13 protein-coding genes, 1 tRNA gene and 2 rRNA genes are annotated in these 21,178 nt (G+C 58.9%); 5 read left to right on the plus strand and 11 right to left on the minus strand.

Going from position 1 to position 21,178, the window contains the following annotated elements; translation table 11 throughout:
- Positions 1 to 5: 5 nt before the first annotated feature.
- The 4 genes from AAF739_16795 to AAF739_16810 form a co-directional block, all read right to left on the minus strand.
- The gene (locus AAF739_16795; protein MEM6384334.1) at positions 6 to 3,944 is read right to left on the minus strand and encodes a translocation/assembly module TamB domain-containing protein; all 3,939 of its coding nucleotides are present in this window, start codon (positions 3,942 to 3,944) and stop codon (positions 6 to 8) included.
- Positions 3,944 to 5,785, minus strand: coding sequence for an autotransporter assembly complex family protein (locus AAF739_16800; GenBank protein MEM6384335.1), 1,842 nt, complete (start codon positions 5,783 to 5,785; stop codon positions 3,944 to 3,946). The genes AAF739_16795 and AAF739_16800 overlap by 1 nt, the downstream gene beginning before the upstream one ends.
- A 396-nt stretch (positions 5,786 to 6,181) precedes the next feature.
- Positions 6,182 to 7,105 carry a hypothetical protein gene (locus tag AAF739_16805; GenBank protein MEM6384336.1) on the minus strand — a complete coding sequence of 308 codons (924 nt, stop codon included), beginning with the start codon at positions 7,103 to 7,105 and terminating at the stop codon, positions 6,182 to 6,184.
- On the minus strand, positions 7,106 to 7,951 hold the full coding sequence (locus AAF739_16810; protein ID MEM6384337.1) for a DUF6502 family protein: 846 nt from the start codon (positions 7,949 to 7,951) through the stop codon (positions 7,106 to 7,108).
- Positions 7,952 to 8,524: 573 nt separating this feature from the next.
- On the opposite strand from AAF739_16810, the gene AAF739_16815 reads away from it, so the two are divergent.
- The 3 genes from AAF739_16815 to AAF739_16825 are packed head-to-tail and all read left to right on the plus strand — an operon-like array spanning position 8,525 to position 13,473.
- A complete protein-coding gene (locus AAF739_16815; protein MEM6384338.1) occupies positions 8,525 to 8,947 on the plus strand; it encodes a YfiR/HmsC family protein in 423 nt (140 codons plus the stop codon).
- Between the two features lie 3 nt (positions 8,948 to 8,950).
- Complete coding sequence (locus tag AAF739_16820) at positions 8,951 to 11,041, plus strand: TonB-dependent receptor plug domain-containing protein (protein ID MEM6384339.1); 2,091 nt, start codon at positions 8,951 to 8,953, stop codon at positions 11,039 to 11,041.
- Positions 11,042 to 11,070: 29 nt separating this feature from the next.
- A complete protein-coding gene (locus AAF739_16825; GenBank protein MEM6384340.1) occupies positions 11,071 to 13,473 on the plus strand; it encodes an EAL domain-containing protein in 2,403 nt (800 codons plus the stop codon).
- Between the two features lie 87 nt (positions 13,474 to 13,560).
- Here AAF739_16825 and AAF739_16830 read toward each other — a convergent pair.
- From AAF739_16830 to AAF739_16845, 4 genes are all read right to left on the minus strand, one after another.
- A tRNA-Met gene (locus AAF739_16830) sits at positions 13,561 to 13,637 on the minus strand.
- A 124-nt stretch (positions 13,638 to 13,761) separates the two neighbouring features.
- Entirely contained in the window at positions 13,762 to 14,358 is a 597-nt protein-coding gene (locus AAF739_16835) for a CatB-related O-acetyltransferase (GenBank protein MEM6384341.1), read from the minus strand.
- Between the two features lie 67 nt (positions 14,359 to 14,425).
- Positions 14,426 to 15,052, minus strand: a complete 627-nt coding sequence (locus AAF739_16840) for a methyltransferase domain-containing protein (protein ID MEM6384342.1) — start codon at positions 15,050 to 15,052, stop codon at positions 14,426 to 14,428.
- Complete coding sequence (locus tag AAF739_16845) at positions 15,049 to 15,753, minus strand: sulfotransferase family 2 domain-containing protein (protein MEM6384343.1); 705 nt, start codon at positions 15,751 to 15,753, stop codon at positions 15,049 to 15,051. The genes AAF739_16840 and AAF739_16845 overlap by 4 nt, the downstream gene beginning before the upstream one ends.
- Before the next feature lie 144 nt (positions 15,754 to 15,897).
- Between AAF739_16845 and AAF739_16850 the strand changes: the two genes are divergently transcribed.
- Both AAF739_16850 and AAF739_16855 read left to right on the plus strand, forming a co-directional pair.
- Complete coding sequence (locus AAF739_16850; GenBank protein ID MEM6384344.1) at positions 15,898 to 16,917, plus strand: ELM1/GtrOC1 family putative glycosyltransferase; 1,020 nt, start codon at positions 15,898 to 15,900, stop codon at positions 16,915 to 16,917.
- A 348-nt stretch (positions 16,918 to 17,265) separates the two neighbouring features.
- Complete coding sequence (locus tag AAF739_16855) at positions 17,266 to 18,852, plus strand: tetratricopeptide repeat protein (protein MEM6384345.1); 1,587 nt, start codon at positions 17,266 to 17,268, stop codon at positions 18,850 to 18,852.
- A gap of 210 nt (positions 18,853 to 19,062) precedes the next feature.
- On the opposite strand, the gene AAF739_16860 is transcribed toward AAF739_16855, so the two are convergent.
- The 3 genes from AAF739_16860 to AAF739_16870 all read right to left on the minus strand — a co-directional run.
- Entirely contained in the window at positions 19,063 to 19,620 is a 558-nt protein-coding gene (locus AAF739_16860) for a hypothetical protein (GenBank protein ID MEM6384346.1), read from the minus strand.
- Positions 19,621 to 19,970: 350 nt separating this feature from the next.
- Positions 19,971 to 20,085 (minus strand): 5S ribosomal RNA (gene rrf, locus AAF739_16865).
- Positions 20,086 to 20,204: 119 nt separating this feature from the next.
- Positions 20,205 to 21,178, minus strand: a 23S ribosomal RNA gene (locus AAF739_16870); the annotation flags it as partial.

The following is a 21,178-nucleotide window of genomic DNA, read 5'->3' on the forward strand; positions in this document are numbered from 1 at the left end:
ACCGGTCAGTAATCGCGCTCGAAGAAAACCCCTAATGTGGACTGTCCGTCAGTCCCAACACCGCCACGCACGGTAAGGTCATCGGTCACGTCTAGATTGATGGTGGTGCGCGCACTCCCTGCCGTGCTGGCTTCGACACCGATATAGACATTTTCCTGAACATACTGCCCGGCACGCACGGCAGGATTGCCAGCGTCATCGGTGCCAACGTCGATGTCGGACAGACCCAGGCCATCGCGCAAATCGCCTAATGCGGAGCCTTCGGTTTCACCGGCAAGCTGCGCCGCAGCGAGCGCCAGCTGTGCGAGCTGCACCGGCGAAAGTTCATTGAGACCACGATCATAGATCAGTCGTGACAGCACCTCGTCCTGTGGCAGCTCGGGCTGCGAGGACAAGGTGATCTGTGGATCGGAAACACGCCCCGAAACGGTGATCAGGACGTCAATGGAATCGCTATCGGTCCGTGCGCGCACATTCAGGAAAGGATCAAGGTCACCGATCAAGGTGATCGAACCCTCATCGAGTGCAATCCGCTGCTGCAGGATATCGATCCGGCCTCGAATAAGCTCGAACGCACCCACTGGTACGACTTGGTTGGCCGAACCAGTGACCCGGACGGAACCACCCAGTTCAGCGTCAACACCGCGCCCGCGAACAAAAATACGCCTCGGCGCGTTGACTGTGAGGTCAAGCCGTATGGCCGGACCACTTGCAGTGTTACTTCGTCCCGTTTCCTGCGCGCGCTCAAAGGTCCGTCGCACGCGCTCTGGTGCGTTGCGGTGCGCGACTTCGACAAAGCCGGAAGCGGACGCAAAACTAGAAGGGATTTGGATGTCCGCCTGGGCAATTGAGATCGTCCCAGAAAGCAATGGCGAGCTTTGCAGTGGGCCGGTAAGCGCCAAGTCGCCACTCGCCGTTGCAACAATGAACGAACCATTCGTGTGCCGAAAATCCCGCATCGCCAGGCGCAGATCGGCAGGCAGGCCGTTGCTCAAACCAATCTGGCCATTCAGTGCGAGCGACCCTCCGCTGGGGACATCGGCGCCGGCGTCCTCAATGACAACCGTATCGCCGGCAAGCCGCGCGACGAAACGCACGCCGCGCAAGCGAACTCCAGTCAAACCATCGGCGATCGACGCTCCCTGTGCCGCCACACGACCGGTGACCGACGGCGCCGAAAGGCTACCTCGAACCGTTGCGTCCAAAGCTGCGGTTCCATCAATCTGGAGCCCCGGACGGTCGAGGAACCGCCGAGCAAATGCTAATGGGGCACTCCCTGTGACATCAACATTGAGCCCAGATCCCGCAAAAGGGACACGCCCGGATGCGTCGATTGCAATTCCCTGATCTGCGCGAAGCTGCACGCTTGAAAGCTCAACACCACCGTCAAACATACGTCCACGCGCATTGACTTGAGCGCCGCTCAAACCGGCGGCCGTCAGCTGAGGTGCCGAAATGCCGTCGGCGCGGGCCACAAACGCGCCGCCAGCCTGCGCATCCGCAGAAAGGCTTGCAACAGTTGCGCCGCTCGCCGCCAATGATCGCGCATCCAAAGTTCCGGTGACTTCAGGCGAACCAAAGGCGTCCAGGACAACAACATCAAAGCTCGCCGATCCAAGCCGCGTGGCGTCAAGGACAACATTTCGCGCAGAACCTGAAGCCGTGATGCGCTGCGAACCGGTATCCGGTGCAAAACTCGCCCGGGCATTCATCGCGCCCCTGCCGTCAATCAGCGCCAGCGCGGCAAGGGTCTGAATGTCAGTCGCGTTGAGCGCGATCTCGCCTGTAAGCAGGCTACTTGAAATGATCTGCTGCAACTCGCCCGTTATCTGTGCGCCATCGGCATCCACCAGCAAGTTGCTCAGCGCACGGACATCCTCATCGACCCGCAGATCGCCGCTGCCGGACAGGCGCGCGTCATCCAGTCTTGCCTCAGCCTCAAACTGTCCGTCGAACGTCCCCTCGTTCTGATCGCCGGACAAGACAAGCCGCGCGTTTTCCAGGTTCCGGCCGGCAAGACGTCCGGAAGGAACCGCAAGGCTTGCCAACACACTGAGGGGTTCACCTTCTGAACGCGAAAGATGCGCATCAACCGACGCTCGCCCCGACACGTCTGGGGACAACGCCCGAAGGTTTGCGATGCTTCCTTCAAGGGTCAGATCGGACGCCTCGACACCAATCGAACCGTCAACGAGCATGGCGAGCTGATTGTTGGCAACTGACAACTGCCGCGCGTCGATCCCTTGTGATGTACGCGCCACCGCGCCCGTCATGCGGGTTGTCCCTGTCAGAAGGGCGTCAACGGAGTCGATCCCTATGCCAAGCCGGTCTCCGGTTCCGTCAATGGTGAGGTCAAAGCCTCCGGTTAACGCATCAAGGGTTCCATCGGCCTTCAAGGCCAAGGACCCAACGATATGCTGATCAATAAGCGCACCCAGCGCTGCAAGACGGTTGGCGTCGAGCTCCAGGGAGCCTTCGAACTGCGTCCCCGATATTTGCCCGCGCGCCAGCGCGTCAAACGCGGCACCATCGAGCCGAAGCCCATCGATAAGAACTGGTTCGCCTGCCCGCCAGGAACCATCGAGGGCAACAACAAGGGCTTGCCCAAGAATGTCCGAAAGCCCCGGATCAGCAGCCTGCAGGCCGCGCGCAATTGCGTTGCCCGCAAAGCTCAACGACCGAGCCTCAGGGTCAGCAAGCGCAGCGGTGTCGCCACCAAATTCCAGATCAAGTTGCTCAGCCGACAGGGTACCCGAGCGAAACGACCGGAAAGCGCCGTTGGCTGACCATGCTCCAGGTCGACCAAGATTTCCAGCGAGGCTGCCGTAACGCACTTCCAGCGCGCCGCCACCGATTCTGGTCTCCGCGCCTGCAACCGGAAGCAGGACAGTATTGCCCGCCTCCGGTTCAAGGTTGGCATCGAGATAGAGACCCTCAAGGAAACCATCGGCGGTCGTGCGGGCGCCAGCAAGCAAGGTCAACGCTCCGCTGTCGAGGTCCAGACGGTCAAGACGAAGGCCACCGCCATCAAGCACCTCACCATGAGCAGAAAGCCGGACCTCATCACCGAAAAACACGCGGTAGGCTGGCGCGATCAGTTGCGCAATCGGTCCATCAATCTCAGCGCCGAACGCGCGGCCATCATCGGTCGCTTCAATGACCAGATCGCCATCAAGGATACGGTTTTCGTCCGCGTCCAAGGCCAGTGAGCCGACGAGTGCATCGAGCGTCCCCTCGCCTTGAACGGAAAGGGACAGAGGCGGGCGTCGATCAATGTTGAGGATATTGGCGATGACGCCGTCTTCCGGCTCTTGGATGAGCATCGAGAGGGCGAGTTCCCCTCCGTTGGCGTATTGCGCCTCAAGCGCCAGAGTACCGCCGGGTCCATCAAGCCGAACAATGTCGAGGACCGTTTGCAACGACCCATCGGCAAGCGCAAACGATCCTTGCGCCTGCAACACCGCTTCGAGGCCGAAAAGCGGTTCGCCAAGCTCGAACTGCTCAACAACGACTTCGTCGATCGCGATCTCAACAGGCAGATCGGGTATCTCGATGCTTCGAGCTTCAACAGACGGCGCTTCGTCCTGTGCCGCAGGCATCCGCGACCACGCAATTCTTGCTGCCTGGAGGCTTTCAATATCCAACTCACCACGAAACAGCGCGCTTCGGTTCCATTGTATCGCGGCATCTTCGATGACGAACCACGCGCCCTCATCGTCCGCGATACTGATCCGACGAATACGTGCGTCCGACGACAGCGCCCCTTCGATGCCGCTGATCCGGATGATACGCCCCGGTCCGGAAAGCTGTTCCTCGACGAAAGCAAGAAAGCGCGAGCGCTCCTCATCGGGGTTAAGCTGTCCGAGTGCCGGCATGGACAAGAACACCCCAATGGCTGCGAAGCCGCCGAGAACGAGAGCGAGGATTGCGAAACGACGTACCATCAGAACGACTGCCCGATTCCAAGGTAGACAGCGAAGTCCGGGTCATTTGGCCCCGGATCGAGCGGGAAACCAACGTCCAAACGGACAGGACCGATGGGTGTACGGTACCTCAGGCCCGCTCCCACACCGATCTTCAGATCTTCGTTGAAGCTCCCAAAACTGTCGGCATCGACGATTCCGGCATCAGCAAACACCACACCGCCGATCGTATCGGTGAAACGGGCGCGCAGTTCGAGTGACCCTTCCAGAAGCGAGCGCCCACCGGTCAGATTACCGCCGGGCTGTTCTACCCCGATATTTCGATAAGCGTACCCGCGCACCGAGCCCCCGCCGCCGGCAAGAAACAGCCGGTCAGGGGCCGTGTCGGCAATGGATGACCCAACAAGGCTTCCCGCGCGCACCCGACCCGCCAGCACAAGCCTATCGCCAAACCCTAGACGCTGATAGGCACGCGCTTCGGCTTGCAGCACGACCCCCGCTGCACTGCGCGAAAACTCGTAAAACGGGTTGGCAGATGCCTCCAGATAGATGCCGGACGTGGCATCCGTTGGAACGTCGCGCCCATCGAAAACGAGGGCCCCGGTGAATCCAGCACTTTGGAATTCACGTCTGCCAAATACTGGATCATCGAACTCTGCAAAGCGTCCGGCCAGCTCAATTCGACCGGTCAGGCGGGGCGTAAAGGGATGCTCCAGACCCACTGCCCCGCGTATACCTGTGAGGGTATAAGCATCGAGAACCTCGCGTTCGGCCGTCGCCGTGGCGGTCCCGACGGTATCGCGCGTGATGACCCCAGGTACACGCAGGGCTGCGTTGAAGCGGTGGGTGAAAACCTCGGGGTCCGTCCCATCGATACCTGAGATTCGCCCGTCAATGCGCAGGCGTTCCGCGCCGCCAAACAGGTTACGGTGCAACCAATAGGCTTCAACGCCCGCGCCATCGACGGTTGAGAAATTACCGCCAACCCCGATGCGTCGCAGCGGCCGCTCCTGAACAAACACAGTGACCGGCAAGCTGCCGTCCGCTAGCGTTTGTTCACCAACCTCCACGCGTACCGACTGAAACACTTCAAGAGCGGCTAAGCGGTTTTGAGCGGCTTCAATATCGTCAGGGTCATAGACGACGCCTTCCTCAACACCGGTCATCCAAGCAATGAAGTCGGCATCCATACGGTCGGCGCCCTCTACGCTGACCGATCCGAACCGATTGAGTGGCCCCGGTTCAGCGCCGATGGTCACATCAATGGTGCGGCTTGAATGGTCTGCCTCGATGCTCCGAGGTAGTCGCTCGGCAAGCGCATGCCCTTGCTCTCGCCAACCATCAACGGTCGTGGATTCTGCGCGTCGGATAACGCCGGACCGGGCGACGCTGCCCGGCGTAAATCCAAGGTCAAAAAAGCCATCGACCTCATCGCCTTCCTCGATCGGAACGGGTGCGGGATTGCGGACATCAAGGCGCCCGAATGTATATATCGGGCCGGGGTCGACGCTGATATCGAAGACAATCGGCGTGGCAAGCTGAGCATCCGGCGGCAAAGCGGAAACCTCTTGGCCGTTGGCACGGATCGAGATCACTCCGCCGTAGCGACCGTCTGCGTACAGCGCCCCCAAAATACGCCGATAATCCGCCCGCGCCTCCGCTAGCAGGCCAGCAACGCCTGTACCCGGCTCATCCTGTCCACGGATCAGGGCCGAGGCACTTTCAATGTCTGACGCCCCGAAAACGTCTTCATCTTCGACTTGGGGCGCGGCACTTACCGATAGCTCAACGGTATAATCAACGGCCTGTCCGATGATGTCATCGTCAGCGGTCGTCTCCGATTCGCCACCGAAAAGGCGCACACCGAAAAGCTCAAAGGCATTGGCCGGAACAGTCAGGCTGAGGGTAAGGAGTCCAATAATTCCGCCGCGCAGGACTGCCCGCGCCGCGCCTATCCCTGTGCGGGCGCGCGCCGGTGAGCCAAGCCTGTCACTTGAAAATCGCAGGATGCAGCGGATGATCGCAGGGACCTTTCACAAATTAGCCATGCGCGCGAGAGCGGGTGGCAGACCCGCCCAGTCTTCAAGCGCATAACATAAACACTACGCAATCGCCGCCGCCCCGGCTGCGTTCCAACAGGAAGCGCGATTATGTGGCGGAATTTCCGCACCTGTTGAAATTTACAGCAAAAAGCCCCGGCGGAGGTTAACGCCTGGTTTTTCATACCTGCGGGAGTCACGCTGCCGCGTGGCAAGCGGTCATTGCGCTTCAGTTATCAAGAATCGAGCGTCATACGTGCCCTTAAACACCTGCAGTTGCCCGGTGGTTCGGGGAACTGGTGAACTCGGATCCATGGGAATGCCAAACCCCGACAAGTGAAAGCCCGGACCGACAGGGTCAGGAGACAAGACCGCCGACGCGGACAGGCGAGCAGGACCATCAAACGGGGCATAGCGGTCGAGGCCGGACAGCACGGATGCCGCCACAAGCCCGCCTTCACCTGACGTGCCAATAAGCGTGGCGAAATCTCCGGTTTCAGCATCAACTTGCGCAACCGTCGTTCCACCGATCCGGCGCACGCCGCCCGCGTCAACCACCATCCCCGAAATCGCGGCACTTGTTCCGGCGGGAAAGACCACCAGACGTGTAGCGATGATGTTTTCATTCTCCCAGATACCGTTGACCGCAAAAACAGCGTCGCGGGGGAGTGCAGACCAATCGATCATCAGCCCATCGGGGTCGGTGAAGACCGATCCACCAATACGCACACGGGTCCCCATGATGGACAGCAGTTGCCGGGACGACTGGGACCAATCCACCGGACCGACGATGGGGAAGAAGCGCACGATCTGGCTCGCCACGGGACCATCGCCGGTCAACTCCGCAGTGAGGAACACCGTGTCTCCCGGAAGCAATACCGTGGGCTGCGGAAGGCCCGACAGGGTTCGCACACCAACGCTCTGCGGCAGCGCAATGCGCTCGCCGTTCATGATGATGCTGGAGAACGCCGTTACCTGACCAAAAAAGATGCCGGTGCCGCCAATTCCCCCCTCATCACCGCCTGTCGCAAAACTGCGGGGCGCGGCAAAAAGGGCAGCAGAAACGAGGGCAAGTAAAACCAAGCCCACCCCGAGAATACGTTTTCGCAGAACACGCGCGCCCATGCTGAGACGGATGGTCATTTAATCGCTTCCTGCTTCATGATCGGATGATGATCCGCTTCCATCATCATCGCTGTAGAAATACACACCAAAACGAAACCGGCGCGACGCCTCAGCGTCGCCGCTATCGGCTTGTTGCCGGTCGCGAGCCAACGCGTTGACATCGACCAACGCCTGCCGCGCTGCCGCTGAAACTGCTTCTTCGATCTGGTTGATCGCGGTGGGCGTCAGGCCTGAATAAAAAACCGCACGCTCAAGAAACCGATCGTCCCCCTGCGGTGCCTGCAGATTGTGGACCGCAGCCGCAGCGTGATCGTGCAGGTTTGCCGCAAAAAAGCTCAGCATGTCTTCATCGTCCGCAAACGGAATGTCACCATCACCGACAAGTCGAACCGTATCGGTCGCCTCATCGGTGACGACCGAACCGCGGGTTACCATGGCATCAAGGATTGTGCGTGGTCGAACATCGCTCGCGACAGTTTCCACCAGAGATGCAAACGATGGCCCGTCGGCCTGATGAAGGCGCGGCAAGGCCATTGGTCGAGCCTCGTCGGTCTGGAACTGCGGGTCTGCCAGCCAGCGTCCCAGAACAGTCGCAATGATCGGCATCTTCGGTTGGCCGGTGGTCGTGTCATCCTCTTCGCGCAGGGTCCGGACGTCCTTGCGGTGAACACCTGTGAGGACGGCTATCCGGCTATCGGTCGGAGGCTTGTCATCCACTCGGAACTCTTCTTCCGCAACCTGCACCAAGATGCGCTTGAGGATCCGCACGAACGATGGCAGCGCAACGCCACGGGCGATCGCCAACCTGGCCAGCGGGCGCAGGATGCGTCTTAATGCGCTTTCGAGGCGATCTTCGGTGCTCATGCGTGAGAGATGTATCGTTACAGGTGCGTCAGAATCGGATCGTGAATGAAGTCTTGCCAAGGCGACCGGCTGCGCCCGCTGGTGCCTACCCATCATTCCTTGGGTATAGGCACGATTTCTTTATTTTGCGTAATTTTCCCACATGATAGTACACGCGCCGAAATATTGCCTCCTCACGACGGCAAAACCGGCACATCTCTTTCATCAAAACGAAGATAAATCTCAATCGATCGGGCAACGATCCGGGTCGCACGAACGTCCTTCAGGGATACAGCACGGTGGATCGACGCGAACAGATCGACAACCCGTTGTCACTTTAACCATGCTCTTCCACGCTGATCGGCAATAGCGGCCACCTCAAAGCGTTGTCCGTACAAGCATCAGAGGTGTCGCACCCCTGACGCAAGAGTACGTAGTTTACCAATTACTAACTTAGCCTGTTTACCAATTCGCGCAGACCCGGGACCTGCTGCGATGCGCTCAAGCCTATCTCTTTGCTTGTCAATTTTGACGTTTGTTGCCCTCACCGGGACAACTGTTGCCCTCGGTCAAAGCACCGCGCGCGACGTCTCCGTGGCCGTCAACACATTTGGATTTGTTTCACCAGCAATCGCGACAGCACGCGTCGCGGTGGTCCATGATGGTGGCGCTTCGCAAGTTGATGCACAACGCATTGTGGCGGGCATGCCCTCAAGCGTGCGCCGCACCCAGATCACAGCCACCGCCATTCCGGTTTCCGCCATCGGATCATCGGGAGCAAACGTCTTTTTTCTCGCATCGGGCATGTCGAACGGATCACTTTCGAGTGTCCGGTCGCAACTTGCTGGCCGGCAGGACCTCTGCGTGACGACAGAGCGCCGCTATGTCGAAAATGGTGCGTGCATACTCGCCGTCTCCAGCAGCCCCCAAGTCCGCATTGTCGTCAACAACAGCGCTGCACGCCAGTTTGGCGTGCGCTTCGCCACCGCGCTGATGATGATGGTGGAGGAGATCTAAGTGATGAAGCTTCTTCGTCTCCACCATCAGACATATGCAGCATCGCTGATGCTCTCGACCTGCCTTGTTGCTCCCGCCCAAGCCCAACTGCTTGACTACAGTGGTTTCGAGACCCTCTTCGGCGAGCCTGTCACCATGACAGCAACTGGCCAGCCCGTCCGCGAGAGCGATTCCCCGGTCAACCTCGATATCATCACCGCTGAAGAGATCGCCCGTTCCGGGGCACGCACCATACCTGAAGTGCTCGACCGCCTCCCCGGCGTGCAGATGATGCAGACAGGCAGCATGGACCAACAGGTTTCGATCAGGGGATACGCGACCGGATCTCAGAACCGCATTCTCGTGCTGGTCAACAACAAGCAGGTTTACGCCGACAGCTACGGCTACACACCTTGGCGCGCCTTGCCGGTACAGCTTGCCGAGATCAAGCAGATCGAGGTGGTTCGCGGACCTAATACGGCTCTGTTCGGCTTCAACGCCGCCGCCGGCGTGATCAACATTGTCACCATTAACCCGATCGATGACCAGCAAATTTCAAGCCTGGTTGAAGTAGGCACCGATGGGACTCGCAAGGTGTCCGGCGTCGTTTCGCAGGCGATAACTGAAAATCTAGGCGCGCGCATCTCGTTCGGCTTCGAGCGTGTTAATGCGTACAATGATCCTCGCGCCATCGACGGTGTCCAGAACCCAGTGCCGCTCGACGAAGAAACCTCGGGGTCAGTTTCCGCGGAGGTCCGATATAACCCAACGGACCGCATCACCATGTCGTTTGATGCCAGCTACGCAGAGTCTGAGCACTACCAGACAGAGCCGACCGGGCTGCACCTGGCCTGGGATCATGATATTTTTTCGGCGCGTGCATCGGTCATGGCAGACACCGATTTTGGGCTGATCTCCGCGCAGATCTCACACACCCATACCGACCTGCAATATCCAGCGGTTGACGATCTTCAGACAGGTCTCGACACGACGATTGCCGACTTGAGCAACACCATCAAAGTGACCGAACGGGACACGGTGCGGCTTGCCGCACAGTACCGACGTGTCGTCGGCGACATTCTGACCATCGAGAACAATGACACACCCTTGATCCCCGGCGATGACCCGTTCGGCGAGGTGGGCTACGACGGCTTCGCGCTAAGCGGGATGTGGCATCGCGACTGGACGGAGCAGTTCAGCACCACGGTGGCGGGCCGGTTTGATTATCTTCGTTTGTTTGCAAATGGCGAATTTGGGCCCAAAGTTCCCTACACGCCAGATGACATCGACAACGGGATTACAAACTTTGGCTTCACCGCGGCAGGGATTTACAGGCCAACCGAGTACGACACGCTGCGCTTGACCGTCAGTCGAGGCGCGCAACTTCCCAGCTTATTTGTTCTGGGCGGCATTCAGCTCAGCGACTTGTTGGTCGATGCCGGCTACCCCGAAGCTCAGGCGACGCAGGTAACGAACTTCGAGATCGGATATGAGCGGCGGATCGACCAGCTGCATAGCAGCCTGACGCTTGCTGGCTTCTATCAACAAAATGAAGATGTCCAGAATGTTGCGGCCTTCGACACAACGACTGGCGATGTGGGCAACTATGATGATCTCGACTTTGTCGGCTTTGAAGCTAGCCTTGAAGGCGACCATAACGGGTTTTCGTGGGGAGCCTCTTATTCCTACCTGTTGCCGCTCAATAACGTCGAGTTCTTCAACACCGTTCGCGGTTTCCCAGGCAATCGCGTGCCCTACGACCCATCGCAGTACGCTCCAAAACATGAAGTTGAAGCGCGAGTTGGCTACACCAATGGGCCATTCACGGTTGATTTGTTCGCCCGGTACAGGACCCATTTTGAAGCTCTGGCGCGCCGGGGCGGCGTCGTGACCGTAAACGTTCCGGGGCTTGGGCCCATCGACATTGTAGAAGATGTTTACTTTGATGAGACAATCGACGACCAATTAAGCATCGATTTACAAGCTGCTTACGCCCTCACTGATAACCTAAGCGTCAACGCATTGGTTCAGCAAGTGAACGATGCCGAGATGCAGACCGGTGCCTTCCAAGTCACCGAGCGGCGCGCATACCTCAGTATGACCGCCACCTTCTGACCTCGGCGCCGTCGCAGTGGCGAGGTCTCATGGACGGGATCGACGGTAAGATCCGGGGCAACTCGGTTCGCATAGTGTTTATTATCTCACCGTTGGTGGCGCTTCTCGCGCTTGTGGGGGTGGGGTACATCGCCAACACCTCTCTCCAACGCGTGACATCGGCAACCGAACAGGCGCTGAACGATGCGATGTCGCGCGCACTGGTTGCGACCGAGCAGCTGTCTCAGCTGCGTAACGCCAATTTGCAGCTGTACGAAACGATTGCTTTGCGCGCTGCCGAGACACCCACGCTAGACGTGGCAAGTCGCATCTCAGCTATCGAGGCCCAGCTCGATGACCTGATCGCGACACTGGGTGAGTTGGCTGTGATCGTACCCAACCCCCGCCAATCAGAACGTCTACTGCAGGCCACCAATGACCTCGCCACACAACGTGATGCCATGATCTTCGTTGGCGGCATGTTGGAGATCGATTTCGCCGCAGTCATTACATTCATTGAGCCGTTTGGCGCGCATCTCGATCGGATCCAACGCGTGTTGAATACGGTGGCGGACGGCGAGGTCGATCGTGCAAACAGGGCGTTGACGGAGACGGTCCTGCAGGCGCGGCAGGACTCGAACCTTCAGACCACCCTGCTGGCGGCCTCCATCATGATCGTCGCGGGCGTCACGCTTCTTGGTGGGCGCTTTTTTTCGCGCGCGATGGCAACCATTGAACGTGTAACCGCCAACCTCAAGCGTAGCGAAGCCCAGTTGTCCGACATGATCGACGAGTGCCCGCTGCTGTTGATGATCGTTGAAGCAGACGGCACGATACGAAAGGCCTCTTCGTTCGCAGCTGACAATTTCAGTTATCAGCAGAACGAAATGATCGGCTCCAACTTGCGGAATCTGCTGGTCGATGCCGATGACCTGATTGTCGATGACGTGCTGAGCCAGACGGGGCCGGGAACCATCACTCGGACGGTTCAGATGAAGCGCAGGGACGGTTCGCTGATCTGGTCGCGCCAAAGCGCGCGACGTTTCACCGTTGAAAGCGGTGAGCGCTGCGTTCTTTTAATGTGTGAGGATATCACCGACGTTAAGGCCATGTCCGACAAGCTCGCCTACCAGGCGCGCTATGATCAGATGACCGGTTTCCTCAAGCGCGAGCCCTTTGTTGAACACCTGGAGGAGGTCCTCGAAAAGCGCGAGCCGGGGACAGCGGTGTGCTTTATCGATGTGGACCGGTTCAAGCTGGTCAACGACGTCTACGGGCACGCTGCCGGCGATCATGTTCTCGTTGAGCTAGCAAGAAGCGTTGTTTCGGCCCTTGGCGAGAAGGATTTGTGCGGCCGGTGGGGCGGCGATGAATTCGCTGTCTTGCTCCGGTGCACCGACGAGCGCGACATAGCGCACCGGGCGGAGAAAATCCGTCAGGCCGTGGCTGGAACAGATTTCACATGCGACGGACAGACGCTCGATGTCACAATCAGCGTGGGAGTTTGCATCATCGATGAAAGCGCCACGACCGTTGCGGAGGTTCTCGCTCAGGCGGACGCATCTTGTTACGCCGCCAAAAGCGCCGGGCGCGATGCGGTCTGCTTTTCGACCGACGCCCATGATGAGGCGATGGGCCGCGAAGCGCTCGTCCTTCGGCATGTCGAAAACTGCATCGCGAACGACACGCTTAAGCTCTTCGCCCAGCCGTTCGCCACCTTGTCAGACAGCGCAAACGCCGCCGGCAAGCATTTTGAGATTCTGTCGCGCATTGAAGGCCCCGATGGTAAGCCGATCTTGCCCAGCGTCTTCATCCCGCTGCTCGAACGTTTTGACATGATGCCCTCGTTCGATATGGCCGTGATGCGCAAGACGATTGACCTCCTGTCCGCGATGGACGCGCAGGACCTGCCAAACCGCTGTTTCGTCAACGTTTCGCGTCAATCGTTCAAGAAGCAGTCCTTTACCGGCGAGCTGATTGATCTGCTGTCATCGTTCAAATCCGAGACATGCGGGATCGTAATTGAGTTGACGGAAATCGGGGTCAATGATGGCGCCGATAGCATGGTCGAAGTCTTGCAGAAACTCAGGGCAGCCGGCTGCGAAGTTGCGATCGATGACTTTGGTCGCGGCCAGTCGACCTTGCTGTCGCTTGTCCAGCTGGAAGCGGACTACGTCAAATTGGACGGTAGCCTCATCCGCGATCTGCATGACAATGAGCGCAACCTTGCCGTCGTGAAGGCCAGCGTTGCCATGGGCCAGGAACTCGGATGCTGCATCGTCGCCGAGTGGGTCGAAAACGCCGAGACGTTTGATCTCCTGAAGTGGCTCGATGTGGACCTGGTGCAGGGCTACTACCACCATCGGCCCGTTCCAATTGAACAGCTTTGCCCGTCAATCACCGAGGCGGTTAGATCATCCATTGCTGAGAACGACGGGGCCGCTGCGGCGTAAGGACTGCGCCGAAGAAACTCAGCAAGCCGCGGCGAGCTCAACCCGTCTGCACGCGCGATTTAGAGATCCAACTGTCGTCTGGAGAATTGGTTGCGGGGGCAGGATTTGAACCTGCGACCTTCAGGTTATGAGCCTGACGAGCTACCGGGCTGCTCCACCCCGCGTCAAAGCAGGCGTCTTCGACGCTGCAAGCACCTCACTTACGAGCGCGCATCTTCAAAAACAAGGGCCGGATCGCAAAAAGCTGGCATTTAACGGACGGTACCGAACGAAGACCAACCCCACCGGCTAACGCAAGCCAAATCGCCGGCGCCAGGGCAGTCGACCGTATCGGCGCGAGCCTGGTTTCAGCGGTTTAAGTCTGCCCGTTGCCTTGCAAGCTTCGAGCCTCTCACAAAACGCGTCGACGTCGGCGAGGGCCTCCTTTGATAAGCCGCATGCCGACAGATCGATATCCCACCATGCAAGGGCTAGGAGACGCTCCACCTGCTGCTGCGGCAAACGCAACCGGATGGGCCGTGCCGGCACACCGCCGACAATCGTGAACGGCTCAACATCTGCGGTCACGACACTCCCAGCCGCAACAACGCTTCCATTTGCGATGTGGCAGCCTTGCCGAACGATAGCCTTGGCCCCGATCCAGACATCCGAACCGATAATGGTGCGCTTATGCGGATCAAGCGCCAGTGCCAGATCGGCCAGCGCATCATAGGCCGCATTACGGAAGCGGCTTCTGCCCCCGCCCCAGGAAAGCGGATGGGTCGTGAAGCGATCAAGCGGGTGCTCCCCTGCCCCAATGGTGACATCGCCCGCAATCGAAGCATAGCGACCGATATCAGCGTGAAAGATGTCTGCCGCACCATTGAAATAGCTATAGGCACCCACAGAGCATGGGCCGTGAAAAATGGCCTTTCCCAATTGGCAAGGAAGCTCAGCCTCGACCGCCAAGAGACTAGTCCGCGCTGCCTGGTTTGGACCGCTGAAACAGCTTCATCCAACGGTAGGCGAGCCGTTCGCGAAAAATCGCACGTCCAACCTGTTTGTCCTCGGCAGGCGAAAGTGACCATGTGCGAAAAGCCGCCCGCGATCGTCGTGCGACCTGTATCGGGTGGACATGACCGAACGTCCGCGCCAGCCGCTCGTGCCACCAGGCGTGATCATGCAACGTGCAGTGCGCATTGCTGCCATCTGGGAGAAGCGTCTCCGCGGGCCTTGTATCGATAACGATTAGCGCCTCACGACATAGGGCACGCATCTCGCCGAGCACCGCGTCGAGATCATCTTCGGGGATATGCTCAAGAACATCGATGTTGATCAGCAGGTCAAACTGTCCCGTGGGCCGCTCACTGAACTCCGCAATAGCGGGGTCGTACCGGCTCGCGGTTGCGCCCACGCTGCTTGACAAGGCGTCGACCAACTTGCTGCGCCCGCAGCCATAATCAAGGATCGATGCCGGCTTCAGAGCAGCCACCTGCGGCAGCACGAAACGTAGGTTCTTGATGGACGTATCGCCGTATCGCTTGGATTCATAAATCGACGTGTACTGGCTGATCAGAGCGTCCCGGGTCGTTTCTGTCATATCGCTGGCTCAAAACCGTAGGAAAAGTGCGCGATCTCTTTGGCGTATCGTGTCGCAATCGTCTCGATCAGCTGCGGATCATCATAATACTCGACATAGCCCGACGTCCGTTGAGATGTGTTGTGCACGGGCAATGAAAGGCTTTCGGGCAGCCCACACGCCTGTTTGACCTTCTCAAAGTCATCTTCGAGCGTCTCGTACCGACCAATGAAGTCGAGAGCTGGCGTATCGTCCAACGTGTAAAGGCCCCAATTATCGACCGAAGACCGCTTCGCGTCCGCCACGAACTGCGCGAAGGTTTCCTCGCGTCCGCGGTTTTTCGATCTGAAATAGTAGAATGACACCTGCCGGTCCCAAGGGTTCCGCTCAAAAGAGAACTTGAAATAGCTGTTCCAAACCGCGTCGCCAACATAGGTCTTCACGCGCCAGGCTGGCATGTGCTCATAAAACCCCACCGTGGGATGATAATGCCGCTCGGGCCGCCGCAACAGCTTTCGGTAAAGTGGAATCTTGGGTTTTGCGGGGTGGTCGATGCGGTAGTTCTGCGGGCCGCGCGCATCCCGCAGGGCCAAAAGATCGTCGCGTGTCGGCGTGATCACATCGTCCGGGCCGCAAACTGTCGACAGGGCAGCCTCGATGCTACTCGATGCGGTCTTGATCGTTTTGATGTAGATGAACTTGTGGGCGTGACTGAGGATCATCGCGCGATAGACGGTGGTTGAGCGTGGCGGTGGGGCGCGTCACCACCCAACACGCGGGTAGCTCTGCTGTGAAAACTGCGCCAACATGAAGCAAGGCAGGCAAAGTCTCAACTATGCGCACCTCCGACCCTCGTCAAACGCTTGATGACGCAACACTCTGAGTTCCACATTCTTCTGCTGACGGACGGGCGACCGGGGCACGAAAACCAGAGCGACGGCGTGGTCATGGCCGTTGAACGCGCGCTGGGCCGCAAACCGACCGTTACGCCACGTCGTCTCGGTCAGCTCAAGCAGCAACGCTTTGCCCGCCACGTTCTGGCAAAAACCGGTTCGGTCCGACTGACAACAGCCATTGCCTCGCTCTCCAAAGAGGACAGCGCGACCGCGCCCGACATGGTCGTCTCGACGGGCGGCGATACGCTTGCGGCCAATGCGCTTCTGGCCCGGCAGTACGGCGTGCCGAACATCGCGGTCGGGTCTCTGCGCGGCCTTTCGCCGGAGCTCTTCAGCATGGTGCTGCACATCGACCCAGCGCTTGCGACCACGCCCAGGCACTGGATCGGCCTGAAGCCAGCGGCGGTTGACCGAACTCTCCGCCCCGCCCAAACCGACGCGGACAGGGCGACAGGCGTCGTCCTTTTGGGCGGGCCGACAGATGCAGAGCCGATTGCGGCTGATGCCGTTGAACGGTTCCTGGTCGAGGCCGCCAACTGGCGCGAAAGCCAAGCTATCGAGACGCTCGCGATCATCGGCTCGCGCCGCACCCCCGATAGCTGGGTCGCGGCAGCGCGAAAAATCGCTCAGCGCGATCCCGATGCGCTGCGTTTCTATGCAGCCTCCGAGCTGCCCTTCTCCGGCGTCCGCGCGATGCTGCTGGGCGCGTCGGCGGCTTTCGTGACGGGCGATTCCAGCTCGATGGTCACCGAAGCGGTTTATGCCGGCGTGCCAACCGTGGTTCTGTCGAGCAACCGCGATCCACGAACCGATACGGACAGCGCCTACATCCGGCATCTTGAGCATCAGAACCTTTTGGCGGTCACCCATCTGCAAGCGGGCGTAACCGATCGTCCGACCTTTGCCGCGCTTCTTGAACGGTGCCAACCGTTGCAAACGGACCCGCTGGACACCCTCGCCGCCGCGATCAGGGAGCGTAGGCTGGTGTAGGCAGAGGCGAACGGCCCCGCGTTTCTGCAGGTAGGCCCCCTTCAACTTGCCGATGCGCGCTGCGATGCCTACCTTTTCAGGCGGAGGGAGTTTCGCATGTCCGTCACAGCATATGTTGCGGCAAAGGCCTGCTTCGGCGCGGTGGTTACGCTGTACAAACTGTCCGAGGGAGATGAACCCGGTGCGCTGGAGTCTTTTGGCTCAGCCAGCGGTTCGGTGCTCGCGCATTTCTGGGGGCAAGGAACCCGAAGCCCTTCGTTCGAGAAGATGTGCAAGCTCTTGGAGCGCGATCTCAAAGCGCATTTCAAAGCTGAGCGCATTGAGGATACGGACGCGATCCTCGCTGACTTGGAGGAATTCGGGCCGCAGTACATTAGAGCGGCAGAAGCCGTTACGGTCGCAGACCTCGTGCGGGAAGCGCATGGCCGCCCCGACGCGCTGACGGGTATTGTGCTCAAACGTGCGAAGGACGCACTGCCAGAGGACCTAAGCGCATGGCAAGATTGGCAGAAAGCCTTTGCTGACTCGCACTCCACGCGCCAGGCGGCACTTCGGCACTTACTCGATTGTATTCACAGTAAGCTCTACGGCCCGCAGAGCGCTTTTGAAGCACTGGTGGTTGAGGGAATTGCGCAGGCGAATGAGACGCTGCAGCGAGTCGATGACCGACAAGACGCCCTCCACAAATGGTTGACGGACGAGCAATACGCCAAGGCATCCGAAATCGAAGGTCTGAAGGAGCAGCTCGCATCTGCCTATGCTCAAATCGAGAAGATGGCGGCGCGCGAGGGCAACCGCCCCAGCGCTGCATCCGAAGCGCTGTCGGAGCACGACCCGGACAAGGGTTATGATGTGCTCGTAGCGGAAGCGGAAAGCACGCTCGAAGAGGGTGAAAAGGCGGCTACAGCGGTACGAACCAACAGCCAAAAAACTGCTGCCGCGACCCTGCGCAATGCCGGTGCGCTGGCCTTCCTGAACGACACGCAGGACGCATTCGCCGCCTATCGCCGCGCCACGGAGCTCGATCCGGACGACATGGATGGCTGGAACCAGCTCGGGTTACTGCTGGCCCGTATTGGTAAACTTGAGGAAGCGGAGCAAGCCTATCTGAAGGTCGGCGAATTGGCGGACCAGCAAGGCGACAAATTGGCCGAGGCTGTCTCACTCGGCAATCTCGGCACCGTCTATTTTTCGCGCGGCGACCTCGACCGCGCAGAACAGACCTTTGAAGAGAGCCGCGCCCTTAACGCTGAACTTGGCCATAAGGAGGGCATCGCCAGCCAGTACGGCAATCTCGGCATCCTCTACAAAACACGCGGCGACCTTGACCGCGCCGAAGAGGCCTATGAAACGAGCCTCGCCATCCACATCGAGCTCGGACACAAGGAGGGCATGGCCAACCAATACGGCAATCTCGGCAACCTCTACTGGAAACGCGGCGACCTCGACCGCGCCGAAGAGGCTTATGAAAATAGCCTGATCCTCCACACCGAACTTGGCCGCAAGGAAGGTATGGCGAACAACTACGGTAATCTCGGTAACCTGTACTTCACTCGCGGCGATCTCGACCGCGCAGAGGAGACCTATGGAAAGAGCCTGAGCCTCAACACCGAACTTGGCCGCAAGGAGGCCATGGCCAACCAATACGGCAATCTCGGCATTCTCTACGCAACACGCGGCGACCTCGACCGCGCAGAACCGGCCTTTAAAAAGAGCCTCGCGCTTAATACTGAACTCGGCAGCAAAGAGGGCATGGCCAACCAATACGGCAATCTCGGCATTCTCTACGCAACGCGCGGCGACCTCGACCGCGCCTGCGAAAGTTGGCGGAAGTCGCGTGATCTCTATGCGGAAATCGGCATACCGCACATGGTCGAGAAACATGAAGCCTTGATGCGCGAAGCGGGGGCCACCAAGGCAGCGAGAGCTCGCTAGACTGAGGGTGCTGCGCGTACCACTGCACAGCATCGAGGCCATCAAGGAACAATTCACATGCCGCCCAAAACGAAAAACCCCGCCGTGACGAACCACAGCGGGGTTTTTTCGAAGAGCAACAAAGAGACAAGCGCCCCATTTTTTGCAGGCCGGGCAACGACCTACTCCCTCAGACAACCGCTTCAAGCGAGGTTCTGGAACGAGGGCGCACTAACCGCCCGCCATGCGCAACAGCGACTGGGCGCTGTATCGACGCTTGTCAGGGATAAGGCTGGGCGCTCGGTTTGCCCGGAACAGACCGTAGGGATCACCAGCCACCACCGAGACGATGTTGCGGGAAAAGTCGTCGAGAAAATAACAAGCCGAAATGTTGTCCTGGATCAGCCCAGTATCGTGCCCTCGAGGGACCACAGAAATCCCGTTGCGAACATAAAGGCACAAAATGTTCCTATTTCGTCCGTTCGTAAGAGGGAAAGATGCTGCTGCCCAGCGGCCAACCACCAAGGTGTCGCCACCTGGGTACCAGATATCGGCCCGATTGCCTTGAGAGCTAAGCTGCATGGCGACCGTTCCAACTGCACCGTCGTGGTATATCAGCGTATTATCGGAAAAGAACGCTTTAGCAGAATGGTGATTAGCCAGGCTCGCCACCTGGTTCTGGATCTGGTTGGCAAGCGCTGCGCCTGTTGTAAGAAACGCCGCAACGATCACCAACGCGATGGAGGTTGGCGATAACAGCGTAAGTCTGAATCCTGAACGAAAACTCATGAAGACCTTCCTGTTGAGGTAGCTGAGCACAGCGGTGTGACGGCTGGATGCAGTATCATGAGGTCCGCTCACACCGCGGTCGTCAAGGCGGTCAGACTGCGTAAGCAGGAGCACGTGGCAGGCAGAAGCACGCGGCAAGCAGAGGCACCTCGCAAAGCAGAGTGCACAACGCCTCCTGCGCACCGTCGCTGGATTAGGGTTCCGCTTGCTCAGGGCTCTACTCGATCATACCAACGTCAGACGCGTTTGCGGGTCTTGCATGAGCATCACATACAAAAAACCCCGCTGCGGCGAACCACAGCGGGGTTTTTTAAAAGGGTAATAAAGAGACGAAGCCCCATTCTTTGCAGGCCTGGCAACGACCTACTCTCCCGTGCCTTAAGACAAAGTACCATCAGCGCTGAGGAGTTTCACGGCCGAGTTCGGGATGGGATCGGGTGCAGGCTCCTCGCTCGAGCCACCAGGCCGGCAAAGAATGCGGTGTGATTTTGGTCTTCAGCTCTCCGCGTGAACGGAGGCCCTGTTCCTGTCCAGCCACTCCACCATAAGGGAAGGCTGGTTTGCATGTGTATGGGTAAATGAGGGCAATCAAGCCAATCGAGCAATTAGTACTGGTAAGCTTCATGCATTGCTGCACGTCCACACCCAGCCTATCAACGTGGTCGTCTTCCACGGCTCTCAAGGGAATACTGGTTTTGAGGCTGGTTTCCCGCTTAGATGCCTTCAGCGGTTATCCATTCCAAACATAGCTACCCTGCAATGCGGCTGGCGCCACAACAGGTCCACCAGAGGTCTGTCCATCCCGGTCCTCTCGTACTAGGGACAGATCCTCTCAATATTCCTACACCCACGGCAGATAGGGACCGAACTGTCTCACGACGTTCTAAACCCAGCTCACGTACCGCTTTAATTGGCGAACAGCCAAACCCTTGGGACCTGCTCCAGCCCCAGGATGCGATGAGCCGACATCGAGGTGCCAAACAACGCCGTCGATATGGACTCTTGGGCGTCATCAGCCTGTTATCCCCGGAGTACCTTTTATCCGTTGAGCGATGGCCCTTCCACACGGGACCACCGGATCACTATGACCGTCTTTCGACTCTGCTCGACTTGTCAGTCTCGCAGTCAGGCAGGCTTATGCCATTGCACTCAACGACCGATTTCCGACCGGTCTGAGCCTACCATCGCGCGCCTCCGTTACTCTTTGGGAGGCGACCGCCCCAGTCAAACTACCCACCACACACTGTCCCGGGCGTTGTTGCGCCGCGGTTAGACAATCATGACTTCAAGGGTGGTATTTCAAGGATGACTCCACACAAGCTGGCGCTTGGCTTCATAGTCTACCACCTATCCTACACATGACGACACAATTGCCAGTGTGAAGCTATAGTAAAGGTTCACGGGGTCTTTCCGTCTGACCGCAGGAACCCCGCATCTTCACGGGGAATTCAATTTCACTGAGTCTATGCTGGAGACAGCGGGGAAGTCGTTACGCCATTCGTGCAGGTCGGAACTTACCCGACAAGGAATTTCGCTACCTTAGGACCGTTATAGTTAC

The organism is Pseudomonadota bacterium, from assembly GCA_039024915.1.
In the GTDB taxonomy this organism is placed as follows: domain Bacteria; phylum Pseudomonadota; class Alphaproteobacteria; order Rhizobiales; family MH13; genus MH13.

Bases quoted from the DNA above. Each gene is read 5' to 3' on its own strand.
- AAF739_16795 (MEM6384334.1), bottom strand. From the start codon at position 3,944: ATGGTACGTCGTTTCGCAATCCTCGCTCTCGTTCTCGGCGGCTTCGCA.
- AAF739_16805 (MEM6384336.1), bottom strand. From the start codon at position 7,105: ATGACCATCCGTCTCAGCATGGGCGCGCGTGTTCTGCGAAAACGTATT.
- AAF739_16810 (MEM6384337.1), bottom strand. From the start codon at position 7,951: ATGAGCACCGAAGATCGCCTCGAAAGCGCATTAAGACGCATCCTGCGC.
- AAF739_16820 (MEM6384339.1), top strand. From the start codon at position 8,951: ATGAAGCTTCTTCGTCTCCACCATCAGACATATGCAGCATCGCTGATG.
- AAF739_16825 (MEM6384340.1), top strand. From the start codon at position 11,071: ATGGACGGGATCGACGGTAAGATCCGGGGCAACTCGGTTCGCATAGTG.
- AAF739_16840 (MEM6384342.1), bottom strand. From the start codon at position 15,052: ATGACAGAAACGACCCGGGACGCTCTGATCAGCCAGTACACGTCGATT.
- AAF739_16845 (MEM6384343.1), bottom strand. From the start codon at position 15,753: ATGATCCTCAGTCACGCCCACAAGTTCATCTACATCAAAACGATCAAG.
- AAF739_16850 (MEM6384344.1), top strand. From the start codon at position 15,898: ATGACGCAACACTCTGAGTTCCACATTCTTCTGCTGACGGACGGGCGA.
- AAF739_16860 (MEM6384346.1), bottom strand. From the start codon at position 19,620: ATGAGTTTTCGTTCAGGATTCAGACTTACGCTGTTATCGCCAACCTCC.